The organism is Pectobacterium quasiaquaticum (assembly GCF_014946775.2).
Classification (GTDB): domain Bacteria; phylum Pseudomonadota; class Gammaproteobacteria; order Enterobacterales; family Enterobacteriaceae; genus Pectobacterium; species Pectobacterium aquaticum.
This window is the reverse complement of record NZ_CP065177.1, coordinates 3,782,241-3,796,226: the sequence shown is the minus strand read 5'-3', so window position 1 is coordinate 3,796,226 and position 13,986 is coordinate 3,782,241. Positions and strand designations below refer to the sequence as shown.

At 51.8% G+C, this 13,986-nt stretch carries 11 protein-coding genes and 1 other annotated feature; of the genes, 8 read left to right on the top strand and 3 right to left on the bottom strand.

Translation table 11 applies throughout. The features are described from left to right. Positions 1-76 precede the first annotated feature (76 nt). The 4 genes from thrL (at position 77) to thrC (ending at position 4,993) form a co-directional block, all read left to right on the top strand. Positions 77-163 carry a thr operon leader peptide gene (gene thrL, locus IG609_RS20675; RefSeq protein ID WP_072012441.1) on the top strand — a complete coding sequence of 29 codons (87 nt, stop codon included), beginning with the start codon at positions 77-79 and terminating at the stop codon, positions 161-163. After that, positions 102-217: a sequence feature (Thr leader region), on the top strand. It overlaps the preceding gene by 62 nt. A 91-nt stretch (positions 218-308) precedes the next feature. Next, positions 309-2,768, top strand: a complete 2,460-nt coding sequence (thrA, locus tag IG609_RS17310) for a bifunctional aspartate kinase/homoserine dehydrogenase I (protein WP_180785292.1) — start codon at positions 309-311, stop codon at positions 2,766-2,768. A 2-nt stretch (positions 2,769-2,770) separates the two neighbouring features. Next, positions 2,771-3,700: a homoserine kinase gene (gene thrB, locus IG609_RS17305; protein ID WP_039507167.1), complete on the top strand. Its 930-nt coding sequence runs from the start codon at positions 2,771-2,773 to the stop codon at positions 3,698-3,700. A gap of 3 nt (positions 3,701-3,703) precedes the next feature. Further along, positions 3,704-4,993, top strand: coding sequence for a threonine synthase (gene thrC / locus IG609_RS17300; RefSeq protein WP_180830202.1), 1,290 nt, complete (start codon positions 3,704-3,706; stop codon positions 4,991-4,993). Positions 4,994-5,176: 183 nt separating this feature from the next. On the opposite strand, the gene yaaA is transcribed toward thrC, so the two are convergent. Continuing rightward, complete coding sequence (gene yaaA / locus IG609_RS17295) at positions 5,177-5,950, bottom strand: peroxide stress protein YaaA (protein ID WP_193398225.1); 774 nt, start codon at positions 5,948-5,950, stop codon at positions 5,177-5,179. Between the two features lie 313 nt (positions 5,951-6,263). Between yaaA and tal the strand changes: the two genes are divergently transcribed. Then, positions 6,264-7,217 (top strand): transaldolase, encoded by a 954-nt coding sequence (tal, locus tag IG609_RS17290; RefSeq protein ID WP_180785294.1) that lies wholly within the window; start codon positions 6,264-6,266, stop codon positions 7,215-7,217. A gap of 73 nt (positions 7,218-7,290) precedes the next feature. Here tal and IG609_RS17285 read toward each other — a convergent pair whose 3' ends face one another. Continuing rightward, on the bottom strand, positions 7,291-8,379 hold the full coding sequence (locus tag IG609_RS17285) for a GGDEF domain-containing protein (RefSeq protein WP_102118488.1): 1,089 nt from the start codon (positions 8,377-8,379) through the stop codon (positions 7,291-7,293). 389 nt (positions 8,380-8,768) lie between these two features. On the opposite strand from IG609_RS17285, the gene mog reads away from it, so the two are divergent. Together mog and IG609_RS17275 are read left to right on the top strand one after the other, a co-directional pair. After that, complete coding sequence (gene mog / locus IG609_RS17280; protein WP_193398226.1) at positions 8,769-9,356, top strand: molybdopterin adenylyltransferase; 588 nt, start codon at positions 8,769-8,771, stop codon at positions 9,354-9,356. A 123-nt stretch (positions 9,357-9,479) separates the two neighbouring features. Continuing rightward, entirely contained in the window at positions 9,480-10,817 is a 1,338-nt protein-coding gene (locus IG609_RS17275; RefSeq protein WP_193398227.1) for an MFS transporter, read from the top strand. A gap of 114 nt (positions 10,818-10,931) precedes the next feature. On the opposite strand, the gene satP is transcribed toward IG609_RS17275, so the two are convergent. Continuing rightward, positions 10,932-11,507 carry an acetate uptake transporter gene (gene satP / locus IG609_RS17270; protein WP_039487144.1) on the bottom strand — a complete coding sequence of 192 codons (576 nt, stop codon included), beginning with the start codon at positions 11,505-11,507 and terminating at the stop codon, positions 10,932-10,934. Between the two features lie 482 nt (positions 11,508-11,989). Here satP and dnaK point away from each other — a divergent pair, with 482 nt between their 5' ends. Then, complete coding sequence (gene dnaK, locus IG609_RS17265; RefSeq protein WP_138254581.1) at positions 11,990-13,897, top strand: molecular chaperone DnaK; 1,908 nt, start codon at positions 11,990-11,992, stop codon at positions 13,895-13,897. Positions 13,898-13,986 lie beyond the last annotated feature (89 nt).

Below are 13,986 nucleotides of genomic sequence, written 5' to 3'. Positions count from 1 at the left end.
CGAGAAGAAAAAAAAGAAATCCGTTGACTTCAAAGGGCGATTGGCCTAACTAATAGGGCAGATAACTCTACTTCTAATGAGATTCAATTTTAGCATGCGCACTATCAGCCTAATCACCACGATTATTACCATCACCGATACAACCAGTAACGGTGCGGGCTGACGCATATAAAGATTCCAGAAAAAGCCCGCACCGAACAGTGCGGGCTTTTTTTTTATGGCAGGTTATCCCTCAACGCCGTCTGTAAGCGGCATACAAAAAACGCTTTCGGCGTTTGGTTGGCAGAAATTCAGGAGAACAGATAAAAATGCGAGTGTTGAAATTTGGCGGGACTTCAGTAGCAAATGCGGAGCGTTTTGCACGCGTTGCCGACATTATCGAGAACAACGCGCGCCAGGGACAGGTGGCTACCGTATTGTCCGCTCCGGCGAAAATTACCAACCATCTGGTTGCCATGATTGAGAAAACCGTCGCCGGACAAGATATCCTGCCTCATTTAAACGACGCCGAAACGATCTTTTCTTCGCTGCTGCAAGGCCTTGCCGCGTCTCAACCCAGCTTTGACCATGCCCGCCTGAAGGCATTCGTGGATCAGGAATTTGCACAGCTGAAACACGTTCTGCACGGCATCGCGCTGCTGGGCCAGTGCCCTGATAGTGTGAACGCTGCGATCATCTGCCGAGGGGAAAAACTGTCTATCGCCATCATGGAAGCGGTCTTTCAGGCGCGCGGCTATGGGGTCTCCGTTATCAACCCGGTTGAGAAGCTGCTGGCGCAGGGACACTATCTTGAATCCACCGTGGATATCACGGAGTCGACTCGCCGCATCGCTGAAAGTGCCATCCCGAAAGATCATGTGATCCTGATGGCAGGCTTTACTGCCGGTAACGACAAAGGGGAACTGGTCGTGCTGGGCCGGAACGGTTCTGACTATTCTGCTGCGGTACTGGCTGCGTGTTTACGTGCCGACTGTTGTGAGATCTGGACCGATGTGGACGGCGTTTATACCTGCGATCCGCGTCAGGTGCCGGACGCTCGATTATTGAAGTCGATGTCCTATCAGGAGGCGATGGAGCTGTCCTATTTTGGCGCCAAAGTCCTCCACCCCCGCACTATCGCTCCTATCGCCCAGTTCCAAATTCCCTGCCTCATCAAAAACACCGAAAATCCTCAGGCTCCCGGTACGCTCATCGGTATGGACAGCACGGATACGCAGTATCCGGTGAAAGGCATTACCAACCTGAACAATATGGCGATGGTTAACGTCTCCGGCCCTGGCATGAAAGGCATGGTAGGCATGGCGGCGCGTGTGTTTGCTGCGATGTCGCGCGCGGGTATCTCTGTTGTTCTGATTACGCAGTCATCTTCCGAATACAGCATCAGCTTCTGCGTATCGCAAAACGAGCTGGCGCGTGCTAGAAAAACGCTAGAAGACGAATTCTATCTAGAACTGAAAGAAGGCGTGCTGGAACCGCTGGATGTGATGGAGCGTCTGGCGATCCTCTCTGTGGTAGGCGATGGCATGCGCACGCTGCGCGGCTTGTCTGCGCGCCTGTTCTCGGCGTTGGCGACCGCAAATATCAATATCGTGGCTATCGCGCAGGGCTCCTCCGAGCGTTCTATCTCTGTCGTGGTGAATAACGATGTCGCCACCACTGGCGTACGTGTTGCCCACCAGATGCTGTTTAACACCGATCAGGTGATCGACGTGTTTGTGATCGGCGTCGGTGGCGTGGGTGGTGCACTGCTGGATCAGATCCACCGCCAGCAGCCGTGGCTGAAAGACAAGCATATCGACCTGCGCGTGTGTGGGATCGCCAACTCAAAAGCGATGCTGACCAATATTAACGGCATCTCGATGGAAAACTGGCATGAAGAGCTGGGTAAAGCCCGCGAACCATTTAATCTGGGCCGTCTGATCCGTCTGGTTAAAGAGTACCATCTGCTGAACCCGGTGATCGTTGACTGTACGTCGAATCAGGCTGTAGCCGATCAGTACGTGGATTTCCTGGCCGACGGTTTCCACGTGGTGACGCCAAACAAGAAAGCCAACACGGGGTCGATGAACTATTATCACCAACTGCGTAGCGCCGCGGCGAAATCCCGCCGTCGCTTCCTGTATGACACTAACGTCGGTGCAGGCCTGCCGGTGATTGAGAACCTGCAAAATCTGCTGAATGCGGGTGATGAGCTGATTCGCTTTACCGGTATTCTCTCTGGCTCGCTGTCCTTTATTTTCGGTAAACTTGATGAAGGCATGTCGCTGTCGGAAGCGACCACGCAGGCGAAAGAGAAAGGCTATACCGAGCCCGATCCGCGTGACGATCTGTCCGGTATGGACGTGGCGCGTAAGCTGCTGATTCTGGCGCGTGAAGCGGGTTATCAACTGGAGCTGGGCGATATTGAGGTGGAATCCGTTCTGCCTGCCAGCTTCGATGCCTCCGGCGATGTTGCCAGCTTCATGCAGCGCCTGCCGTCGGCTGATGATGAATTTGCCAGCCGTGTTGCACAAGCGCGTGATGAAGGTAAAGTGTTGCGCTATGTCGGCGTGATTGAAGAAGGCCGCTGTAAGGTCAAAATCAGTGCTGTTGGCGGCAACGATCCGCTGTTTAAAGTCAAAGATGGCGAGAATGCGCTGGCATTCTACAGCCGTTATTATCAGCCACTGCCGCTCGTGTTACGCGGTTATGGCGCGGGTAACGATGTTACCGCTGCTGGTGTGTTCGCAGATCTGCTGCGCACCTTGTCATGGAAGTTGGGAGCATAATTATGGTTAAGGTGTATGCACCTGCATCAATCGGTAACGTCAGCGTTGGGTTTGATGTGCTGGGTGCGGCCGTCTCGCCGGTAGACGGTTCATTGCTGGGGGATTGCGTCTCTGTTGAAGCCGCCGATCTGTTCAGCCTGCGTAATGAAGGGCGTTTTGTTAGCAAGCTGCCGGATAACCCGAAAGAAAACATTGTGTATCAATGTTGGGAACTGTTCTGTCAGGAAATTGGCAAAACCGTGCCAGTGGCGATGACGCTCGAAAAGAATATGCCGATTGGTTCAGGGCTCGGTTCCAGCGCCTGTTCTGTCGTCGCTGGGCTGATGGCGATGAACGAATTTTGCGGTAAGCCGCTGGATGATAACCGTCTGCTGACGCTGATGGGTGAGCTGGAAGGGCGCATTTCCGGCAGCGTTCACTACGATAACGTTGCCCCGTGTTTTCTCGGCGGCGTCCAACTGATGCTGGAAGAAAACGGCATCATCAGCCAGCCTGTGCCGTCATTCGATGACTGGCTGTGGGTCATGGCGTATCCGGGGATTAAAGTCTCCACTGCTGAAGCGCGCGCGATTCTGCCTGCGCAATATCGTCGTCAGGATTGCATCAGCCACGGCCGTTATCTGGCGGGCTTTATCCACGCTTGCCATACCGGACAGGCCGCGCTGGCGGCAAAACTGATGAAGGATGTCATCGCGGAACCTTATCGGACGAAACTGCTGCCCGGCTTTGCTGCCGCTCGCCAGGCTGCTGAAGATATCGGGGCGCTGGCCTGCGGTATTTCCGGCTCTGGCCCAACGTTATTCTCCGTCTGCAACGACATGGCGAGCGCACAGCGTCTGGCCGACTGGCTGCGGGATAACTATTTGCAGAACGATGAAGGTTTTGTTCATATTTGCCGTCTTGATACGACTGGCGCACGACAACTGGGATAACGCATGAAACTGTACAACCTTAAAGATCATAACGAGCAGGTCAGTTTTGCTCAGGCTATCAAGCAAGGGCTGGGTAGCCAGCAAGGGCTGTTCTTCCCGCTGGAACTGCCGGAATTCGAGCGCACTGAAATCGATGCTCTGTTGGATCTGGATTTTGTGACCCGCAGCAGCCGCATTCTGTCTGCCTATATCGGTGATGAAATTGCGACCGAAACGGTGTTTGAGCGTGTGAAAGCGGCCTTTGCATTCCCGGCTCCGGTTGCGCCAGTTGCGGAAGATATCGCTGCGCTGGAGCTGTTCCACGGCCCGACGCTGGCCTTTAAAGACTTCGGCGGCCGCTTTATGGCGCAAATGCTGACGGAAGTGTCTGGCGACGAGAAAATCACTATTCTGACGGCGACCTCTGGCGACACCGGTGCCGCTGTGGCGCACGCCTTTTACGGTCTGGAAAATGTCCGCGTTGTGATTTTGTATCCGCAGGGCAAGATCAGCCCGTTGCAGGAAAAACTGTTCTGTACGCTGGGTGGCAATATTCACACCATCGCTATCGACAGCGATTTCGATGCCTGTCAGGCGTTGGTGAAAAAGGCGTTTGATGATGAAGAACTGAAAAAGGCGATTGGCCTGAACTCAGCAAATTCCATCAACATCAGCCGTTTGCTGGCGCAAATTTGCTACTACTTTGAAGCCGTTGCACAACTGCCGCAGGAAGCCCGTAACCAACTGGTGGTTTCTGTGCCGAGTGGTAACTTCGGCGATCTGACTGCCGGTCTGCTGGCAAAATCGCTGGGTCTGCCGATTAAGCGCTTCATCGCGGCGACCAACGCCAATGACACCGTGCCGCGTTTCCTGAGCAGCGGAAATTGGGAACCGAATAAAACGGTGGCAACCTTATCCAACGCGATGGACGTAAGCCAGCCGAACAACTGGCCGCGCGTGGAAGAGTTGTTCCGCCGTAAGAACTGGCAGTTGAAAACGCTGGGCTTTGGCGCAGTGAGCGATGAGACGACGAAAGAAACCATGCATGAGCTGGATGCGTTAGGCTATCTTTCAGAGCCGCATGCTGCGATTGCTTACCGTCTGCTGCGCGATCAGTTGCAAGCGGGTGAATTCGGTCTGTTCTTGGGCACGGCGCACCCGGCGAAATTCAAGGAAAGCGTGGAAGACATTCTGGGCAAAAAGCTGGATCTGCCAGAAGCGCTGGCTGAGCGTGCCGATCTGGATCTGCTGTCGCACAACTTCCCAGATGATTTCGCGAAGCTGCGTGAGTTCCTGATGTCGCTGCCGGAATAAATCGATTGAAAGGGCGGCGTTTTCGCCGCCTTTCTTTTTTGCCTATCGTACTATTTATACCCTAAATAATTCGAGTTGCAGGAAGGCGGCAAGAGAGTGAATCCCGATGAGCTTACTCAGGTAAGTGATTCGGGTGAATGACCGTAGCCAACGCACATGCAGCTTGAAGTATGACGGGTATATTTACTGTTCGTGACGCTTGAACACCAGCTCGTCAGCCGAAGAATCCGCAGCCTCGAAAAAGTAACCTTCCAGATTAAACGCTTTCAACTGCTCTGGTTGAGTCAGGCGGTTTTGAATAATGAAACGGCTCATCAGACCGCGAGCTTTCTTAGCGTAGAAACTGATTACCTTAAACTTACCGTTTTTCTCATCCAGGAAAACGGGCTTGATCAGACGGGCATTGAGCTTTTTCGGTTTAACGGCTTTGAAATATTCGTCCGATGCTAAATTAACCAGCACATCGTCGCCTTGTTCGCGCAGCGCCTGATTCAGCTTTTCAGTAATGGTGTCGCCCCAGAAACTGTAGAGATCTTTACCGGCTTTATTTTCCAGCCTGGTGCCCATTTCCAGCCGATACGGCTGCATCAAATCCAGCGGGCGCAACACGCCATACAGGCCTGACAGCATACGCAGATGCTGTTGAGCGAAATCGAAGTCCTCCTCGCTGAAATCTTCTGCGGCCAATCCGGTATAGACGTCGCCCTTAAACGCCAACAGCGCCTGACGCGCGTTCTCCGGTGTGAAATCCGGCTGCCAATCGCTAAAGCGGCCTGCGTTCAGGTCAGCTAGCTTATCGCTGATGCTCATCAGAGAAGCGATCTGTGCCGGCGTCAGTTTTTTACACACATCAATCAACTGGCTGGAATAGTCCAGAAGTTCCGGCTGGGTATAACGCGTCGTTGCCAAAGGACTGGTGTAGTCGAGCGTTTTTGCGGGTGAAATAGTAATAAGCATGCGCCATGTCCTGTCGGTCTGATTTTTGATGCACCTACTATAGCAAGAACGTAGTAAGAAAACGGCGATAGCTATAATACGCCTCGTCTTTCTCGTTCCCGCGTGTTCGAGAAGGGGAAAATATGGCGTCTTATCGGCGTGTAAGCACCGTTGCAGGGGCGAGTGGGAAAAGGCTGGCTTGCGCGGGAAAGTGCGCGTGTTATTATCAGATTTCGGCGCAAAACAGACGGCCACCCGATTAGATAACCAGTCGATTCATATACGAGCTATTTTCATTCACGAGCACCACGTATAAACAACGAGACATGCCAACATGACGGATAAACTGACTTCCCTACGCCAACTGACCACGGTTGTAGCTGATACCGGCGATATTGCGGCAATGAAACTGTACCAACCGCAAGATGCGACCACCAACCCTTCACTGATTCTGAACGCTGCGCAAATTCCTGAATACCGCAAGCTGATCGACGAGGCAATTGCCTGGGCGCGTGAGCAGAGCAGCGATCGCAAACAGCAGGTCGTGGATGCCACGGATAAACTGGCGGTCAATATCGGTCTCGAAATTTTAAAATTGATCCCCGGCCGCATCTCCACAGAAGTGGATGCGCGCTTGTCTTATGACACCGAAGCCAGCGTGGCGAAGGCAAAACACCTGATCAAGCTGTACAACGACGCAGGCATCAGTAACGAGCGTATCCTGATTAAACTGGCTTCAACCTGGCAGGGCATCCGCGCGGCGGAGCAACTGGAAAAAGAAGGCATCAACTGTAACCTGACGCTGCTGTTCTCCTTTGCACAGGCGCGCGCTTGTGCTGAAGCGGGCGTGTTCCTGATTTCTCCATTCGTTGGCCGTATTCTTGACTGGTACAAAGCCAATGGCGATAAGAAAGAATTCGCGCCGAATGAAGATCCAGGCGTGGTTTCCGTTAGCGAAATCTACGACTACTACAAAGAGCACGGCTATGAAACCGTTGTGATGGGCGCGAGCTTCCGTAACGTCGGTGAGATTCTGGAACTGGCCGGGTGTGACCGTCTGACGATTGCACCCGCCCTGCTGAAAGAGCTGTCAGAAAGCGAAGGCGAAGTGGTTCGCAAGCTGTCTTACGTTGGTGACGTGAAAGTTCGTCCGGCGAAAATGACAGAAGCTGAGTTCTACTGGCAGCACAACCAGGATCCAATGGCGATTGATAAACTGGCCGACGGGATCCGTAAATTTGCTATCGACCAGGAAAAACTGGAGAAGATGATCGCAGATTTACTGTAAGCATTCTGCGGATAAAAATAGCCGGGAATTCCGGCTATTTTTTTGTCTGCAATTTGGTATCGCGGGGATACATTTATTTTGCCGTCGCGTTACGTGTTTTCTTCGCGATATAAAGATTATCATCGGCACGTTTCATGACCTCGCTGAGATCTTCCCCAGCGATATAGTATTCAACCAGCCCAATACTGACCGTCAGCCTGATAGCCCCAGCGGTTGTTTCACAAGGTGTGTCGCTCACGCGCTCTCTTGCTTTGTCCACGATGGTGTACGCATCGTCTAATCCGATATTAGGTAATACGATCGCGAATTCATCGCCGCCAATACGGCCAAAAATATCTTCGCGGCGAAATGATTTTTTGAAGGTGTCGCCGACAAACTTCAGCGCATCATCCCCGACGCTATGGCCAAAGCTATCATTCACCTGCTTAAAGTAGTCAATGTCGATCAGAATGACGCTAACGGGGCGCTTGGTCAGGTTAGCGATACTAAAGGCTTTATTTGCGGCCATAACGAACGCATCTCGCCGTAAATAACCGGTGAGATCGTCATACCGCGCGATGATGGGCAACTCCACCAAATATTTTTTCGTCAGCACTGAGAGCAGGCTGCCTAAAATAGCGAAAAGGAGTACGCTACCAACAATAATGAGGGTTGATGACAGGGAAAATAGCGTCTGGATAAATGATGGTGGTGGGCTTTCTGACGTCGTTCTTATCCAAATACCCAGTAATTCATCGGTTGGTGACAGAATAGGGAAAATAATTGTCAGCGTGTTTTTACCCGCATAGTCCCCGATAGAGGGCAGTTTATTTTGGCAGGTGCGAATAACGGCCATATCGTTGAAGTTGAGATCGGAAGAGGAAAGCTTGTTTATACATTCGCTACGTGAATCCCGAGTGTTAAAGGCAAATGTTCTGGTACGTGACAATAAATAAGTACCGGATTGCCGAATCATATCGCTTTCTGTTACTTCACCGCTGTTGGTGTAAGAACCGTAGGTTTTGATCGCGGTATCGAGATTTATCCGTTCTGTTTTCCAGGTCGACTTATTGGCTTCATGCATAATAATGATGGTGAAGATAAAGGAAATCGCACCGAACAGAAAAAACGCGTATGTCGGATGGGCAAAAAGTTTAAGTATTTTATACTTAAGGTCGGTCATGGCGACTTCCTTGATAGGGCTTTTTTATTTTTAGTGATACTAAAGAAGTGCTTTAATTTTATCATATTATTTGATTTAACGTGATGCTCTGTCGTGGTGGATATCATCCTTTTCTCTTTAATCTATCGGCGTATTTCACCCGCTCTTAATGGGTTAGCGATCTTTTTTATTTGCCTACTATTCTTAAATTTTAATTGCGCTGCGTTATTATTAATTTAAGTCATGTCCTGACTTTTTTTGAGACGCTATTTAATAATTATTATCAAATGTCATACCGCACTCAGCGTGAAATAACGAACATCGTGTGAATTTCCTCATGAGAGCGAATTGTTTGCTAAAAGCCGTCAATATCCTGATAAAATTGGTGTTTTGTTTAAACTGAGGTGCTTATGAACGTATTGCGTATTGGCTTGGTTTCCGTATCCGATCGTGCTTCCGGCGGGATTTATCAGGATAAAGGCATCCCAGAACTGGAATCCTGGCTCCGTAGCGCCCTGACTACGCCTTTTGAAGTGGAAACTCGGTTGGTGCCAGATGAACAGCCAATGATTGAACAAACGCTGTGTGAACTGGTGGATGAGCGTGGCTGTCATCTAGTGCTGACAACCGGAGGAACGGGACCTGCACGCCGTGATGTCACGCCAGACGCTACGCTGGCCGTTGCCGATCGAGAAATGCCAGGGTTTGGCGAGCAAATGCGTCAGATCAGCCTGCGTTTCGTACCTACCGCGATCCTCTCCCGCCAGGTGGGCGTGCTGCGTAAACAGGCGCTGATTCTTAATCTTCCAGGGCAACCCAAGTCGATTAAGGAAACGCTGGAAGGCTTAAAAGATGCAGATGGCAAGGTCGTTGTCGCCGGTATTTTTGCCAGCGTACCGTATTGTATCCAGTTGCTGGAAGGCCCTTATATTGAAACCAATGCGGATGTGGTAGCAGCTTTTCGCCCTAAAAATGCCGTGCGCGAAATAAAAAACTGAAGTTAGGCGATTTGAAACATAAGATTCAGCTTTGCTGGTGTATAAAAATTTTGCCGCTATAGTAATTTCTACTTTACACACTGCGGTGATGTTTTTTCTCACTCTGGCAATGCACGGTAACTTATGACTCAGGACCAACACGCCCATCCTCGCCGGTTGAACCGGCAGGACTATAAAACGCTGTCTCTGGCTGCGCTGGGTGGCGCGTTAGAGTTTTACGATTTTATTATTTTCGTCTTCTTTGCCGCCGTGATTGGCGATCTCTTTTTTCCACCCGATATCCCTGAATGGCTACGGCAGGTACAGACGTTCGGTATTTTCGCCGCAGGCTATCTGGCCCGCCCGCTTGGGGGCATCATCATGGCCCACTTTGGCGACAAGAGCGGACGTAAGAAAATGTTCAGCCTGAGCATATTGCTGATGGCGCTACCGACGCTGGCAATGGGCTTGCTGCCAACCTATGAAGCTATTGGTATTGCGGCACCACTTTTACTGCTGTTAATGCGCGTGCTGCAAGGTGCCGCAATCGGTGGGGAAGTCCCCGGTGCATGGGTCTTCGTTGCGGAGCATGTGCCTCGCGCCCGTATTGGTTTTGCCTGCGGTACGCTGACTGCTGGCTTAACGATGGGGATTCTGCTGGGCTCGCTGATCGCGACGCTGCTGAACACTGTGCTCACGCCAGAGCAGATGTCTGGCGGCGGCTGGCGTCTGCCGTTCTTTATTGGCGGAGTATTCGGTCTTGTCGCCATGTATCTGCGCCGCTGGTTGCAGGAAACCCCCATTTTTATGGAGATGCGTGAGCAGAAAAAGCTGGCGGAAGAGCTGCCGCTGAAATCTGTCGTCTTAAATCATAAACGCGCGGTTGTGGTTTCAATGCTGCTGACCTGGTTGCTGTCTGCGTGCATTGTCGTCGTTATTCTGATGGCACCGACCTACCTGCAAAAAGTCCACGGCATTCCTGCTGCGCTGGCATTGCAGGCAAACTGTCTGGCAACGATTGCGCTGATGGTGGGCTGCGTCGGTGCGGGGCTGCTGGTTGACCGCTTCGGTGCGAGCAAGCTGTTCATTGTGGGTAGCTTGTTGCTGGCCGTATGTAGCGGGTTCTTTTATAGCTCGGCAGCAAGCAGTACGACGCTGCTCTTTGTCAGCTATGCGATTGTCGGGCTCAGCGTGGGTGTGGTGGGTGGTGTGCCTTATGTCATGGTGCGGGCATTCCCGGCGGCAGTGCGGTTCTCCGGGATTTCTTTTTCCTACAATGTTTCCTATGCCATTTTCGGTGGCCTGACGCCCGTCTTCGTGACGCTGATCATGAAAGTGACGCCGATGGCGCCTGCCTTCTATGTCCTGACGCTGGCTGGCGTGGGATTGCTGTTGGGTATTTATTTGCAGCGCGATCTGGATGCGGACTCGCGTGCTTCGGCCGATAGCGACGCGCGCGATCGTTCGCCCGTCGAAGTTTAAGTCCGCTTTTCTTAAAAAATAGCGCGTCATCAAAAACAAACGAGCCCTGTCAATCTGACAGGGCTCGTTAGCATGTTACACCGGATCGCGTCGGTACGGGTATGGCGCCAGAACTTAGTGAGACGCGCCACGAGCACCAATTGGCAGTACGGTGCGACCAAACTTCTCGTTCAGCACTTCAGCCATGGCCAGATAAATCGCGCTTGCGCCACAGATGATACCTTCGTAACCCGCGAAGGTCAGCAGGGCGTGGTTGCCGGTAAAATTACCCACGGCCAGCAGCGCAAATAGCACGGTCAGGCTGCCGAAGACAAATTGCAGTGCGCGGTTGGTACCGAAGGTGCCGAAGAACATAAACAGTGTGAAGACGCCCCACAGGCCAAGGAACACGCCAAGGAACTGAGCGTCGCTGGCTTCCGCCAGGCCCATTTTTGGCAGCATAAGAATGGCAACCAGCGTCAGCCAGAATGCGCCATAAGACGTGAATGCGGTCACGCCAAACGTATTCCCTTTTTTATATTCCAGCAGGCCAGCCAGAATCTGGGCAATACCGCCGTAGAAAATACCCATGCTGAGAATGATGGAAGAAAGTGGGAAAAAGCCTGCGTTGTGCAGGTTCAACAGAATAGTGGTCATCCCGAAGCCCATCAGTCCTAATGGACCAGGATTTGCCAACGTGTTCGTGCTCATAAATCCTCTGCAATAACAGATTATTAATAGTCCCTTCGCGTCGGCGCTGCATTAAGGCTAGCGAGTGCGCCAATCACGTTGGGATAGGTGTCGTTTAGGTGTTATTGCCCGCTATTGTGTAGGGAAATGTCCCCATTTTTGCAGCGAGCGCGGCATCATATCGGGCGTTTGGAACGGACACAACATAGGGAAGGCAGAATAGTTTGATCGTACGAGGGGTAAAGGTCATTTTTTTTCATCTTCCCCCCTTGATGATAGAAATGTTGGCCCCATCTTATTTGCAACCGAAACAGTTTGACCTGCCGCAAAGGCGTGTGTCGGGCCGTTACATCGGTGGTTAGCATAAAAATGAAACGTGTGCTGCTGCTGAAAAACGAGGGGATGTCGTTGGAAAACGAGAAATCTTGTTGAAAAATGACATTTCGCCCGCACAGTAGGTTTAACCACCATACCGAATATGACTTTTTAGTGGAGATGTTTAGATGGGTAAGATTATTGGTATCGACCTGGGTACAACCAACTCTTGTGTCGCGATTATTGACGGTACTCAGGTAAAAGTACTGGAAAATAGCGAAGGCGATCGCACCACGCCTTCAATCATTGCTTATACGCAAGACGGTGAAACTCTGGTTGGCCAACCGGCTAAACGTCAGGCAGTGACCAACCCGAAAAATACACTGTTTGCTATCAAGCGTCTGATTGGCCGTCGTTTTAAAGACGAAGAAGTTCAGCGCGATGCCAACATCATGCCGTACAAAATCATCGCGGCAGATAATGGCGATGCTTGGCTGGAAGTGAAAGATCAGAAAATGGCTCCGCCGCAGATTTCAGCTGAAGTGCTGAAAAAAATGAAGAAAACGGCGGAAGACTATCTGGGTGAGACCATCACCGAAGCGGTTATCACCGTACCCGCTTACTTCAACGATGCGCAGCGTCAGGCGACTAAAGATGCCGGCCGTATCGCGGGTCTGGAAGTCAAACGTATCATCAACGAACCAACAGCGGCTGCGCTGGCCTACGGTCTGGATAAAGAAGTTGGCAACCGTACTATCGCGGTTTACGACCTGGGCGGCGGGACGTTCGATATTTCCATTATCGAAATCGACGAAGTTGATGGCGAGAAAACCTTTGAAGTGTTGGCAACCAACGGTGACACCCACCTGGGTGGTGAAGACTTCGATAGCCGCATGATCAACTATCTGGTTGATGAATTTAAGAAAGAGCAAGGTTTCGACCTGCGCAACGACCCGCTGGCCATGCAGCGTCTGAAAGAAGCCGCAGAAAAAGCCAAGATCGAGCTGTCTTCTGCACAGCAGACTGACGTTAACCTGCCGTACATCACGGCGGATGCGACTGGTCCTAAGCACCTGAACATCAAAGTGACGCGTGCAAAACTGGAGTCACTGGTCGAAGAGCTGGTGAACCGTTCTCTGGAGCCGCTGAAAGTGGCATTGCAGGATGCTGGCCTGTCCGTTTCTGAAATTCAGGACGTGATTCTGGTTGGTGGTCAGACGCGTATGCCTCTGGTGCAGAAGAAAGTCGCTGACTTCTTCGGTAAAGAACCACGTAAAGACGTGAACCCAGACGAAGCGGTTGCCATCGGTGCTGCGGTTCAAGGCGGTGTCTTGTCGGGTGACGTGAAAGACGTTCTGCTGCTGGACGTAAGCCCGCTGTCTCTGGGGATCGAAACCATGGGCGGCGTGATGACGGCGCTGATCGCTAAAAACACCACGATCCCGACGAAACACAGCCAAGTGTTCTCAACGGCGGAAGACAACCAGTCTGCGGTAACGATTCATGTTCTGCAGGGTGAGCGTAAGCGCGCGCATGACAACAAATCTCTGGGTCAGTTTAACCTGGATGGTATTCAGCCTGCGCCGCGCGGTATGCCGCAAATCGAAGTGACCTTTGACATCGACGCCGACGGTATCCTGCACGTTTCCGCGAAAGACAAAAACAGCGGCCGCGAGCAGAAAATCACCATCAAGGCATCTTCTGGTTTGAACGAAGAAGAAATCCAGAAAATGGTACGTGATGCAGAAGCGAATGCGGAATCTGACCGTAAGTTTGAAGAGCTGGTTCAGGCGCGTAACCAGGGAGATCACCTGCTGCACAGCACGCGTAAGCAGCTGGAAGAGGTGGGCGACAAACTGGCTGCTGATGATAAAACTGCGATTGACGACGCACTGAAAGCGCTGGAAAGCGCGCTGAAAGGTGAAGACAAAGCAGAAATCGAAGCGAAAATTCAGGCGCTGGTTCAGGTTTCTGGCAAGCTGCTGGAAGCATCTCAGCCACAGCCAGGTGCCGAAGGTGCCGCTGATGATGCCTCTGCTCGTCGCGACGACGATGTCGTTGATGCTGAGTTTGAAGAAGTAAAAGATAAAAAGTAATCGCCCTTGAGCGGGCGCAGTAGCTGTCACAAAGCTATTGCTGGCAATCAGCACGGGCGTCGAGGAAACTCTGCGCCCGTGCATGCATG

Coding starts and splice junctions, on each gene's coding strand:
- thrL (WP_072012441.1), top strand. CDS start 77: ATGAGATTCAATTTTAGCATGCGCACTATCAGCCTAATCACCACGATT.
- thrA (WP_180785292.1), top strand. CDS start 309: ATGCGAGTGTTGAAATTTGGCGGGACTTCAGTAGCAAATGCGGAGCGT.
- thrB (WP_039507167.1), top strand. CDS start 2,771: ATGGTTAAGGTGTATGCACCTGCATCAATCGGTAACGTCAGCGTTGGG.
- thrC (WP_180830202.1), top strand. CDS start 3,704: ATGAAACTGTACAACCTTAAAGATCATAACGAGCAGGTCAGTTTTGCT.
- yaaA (WP_193398225.1), bottom strand. CDS start 5,950: ATGCTTATTACTATTTCACCCGCAAAAACGCTCGACTACACCAGTCCT.
- tal (WP_180785294.1), top strand. CDS start 6,264: ATGACGGATAAACTGACTTCCCTACGCCAACTGACCACGGTTGTAGCT.
- IG609_RS17285 (WP_102118488.1), bottom strand. CDS start 8,379: ATGACCGACCTTAAGTATAAAATACTTAAACTTTTTGCCCATCCGACA.
- mog (WP_193398226.1), top strand. CDS start 8,769: ATGAACGTATTGCGTATTGGCTTGGTTTCCGTATCCGATCGTGCTTCC.
- IG609_RS17275 (WP_193398227.1), top strand. CDS start 9,480: ATGACTCAGGACCAACACGCCCATCCTCGCCGGTTGAACCGGCAGGAC.
- satP (WP_039487144.1), bottom strand. CDS start 11,507: ATGAGCACGAACACGTTGGCAAATCCTGGTCCATTAGGACTGATGGGC.
- dnaK (WP_138254581.1), top strand. CDS start 11,990: ATGGGTAAGATTATTGGTATCGACCTGGGTACAACCAACTCTTGTGTC.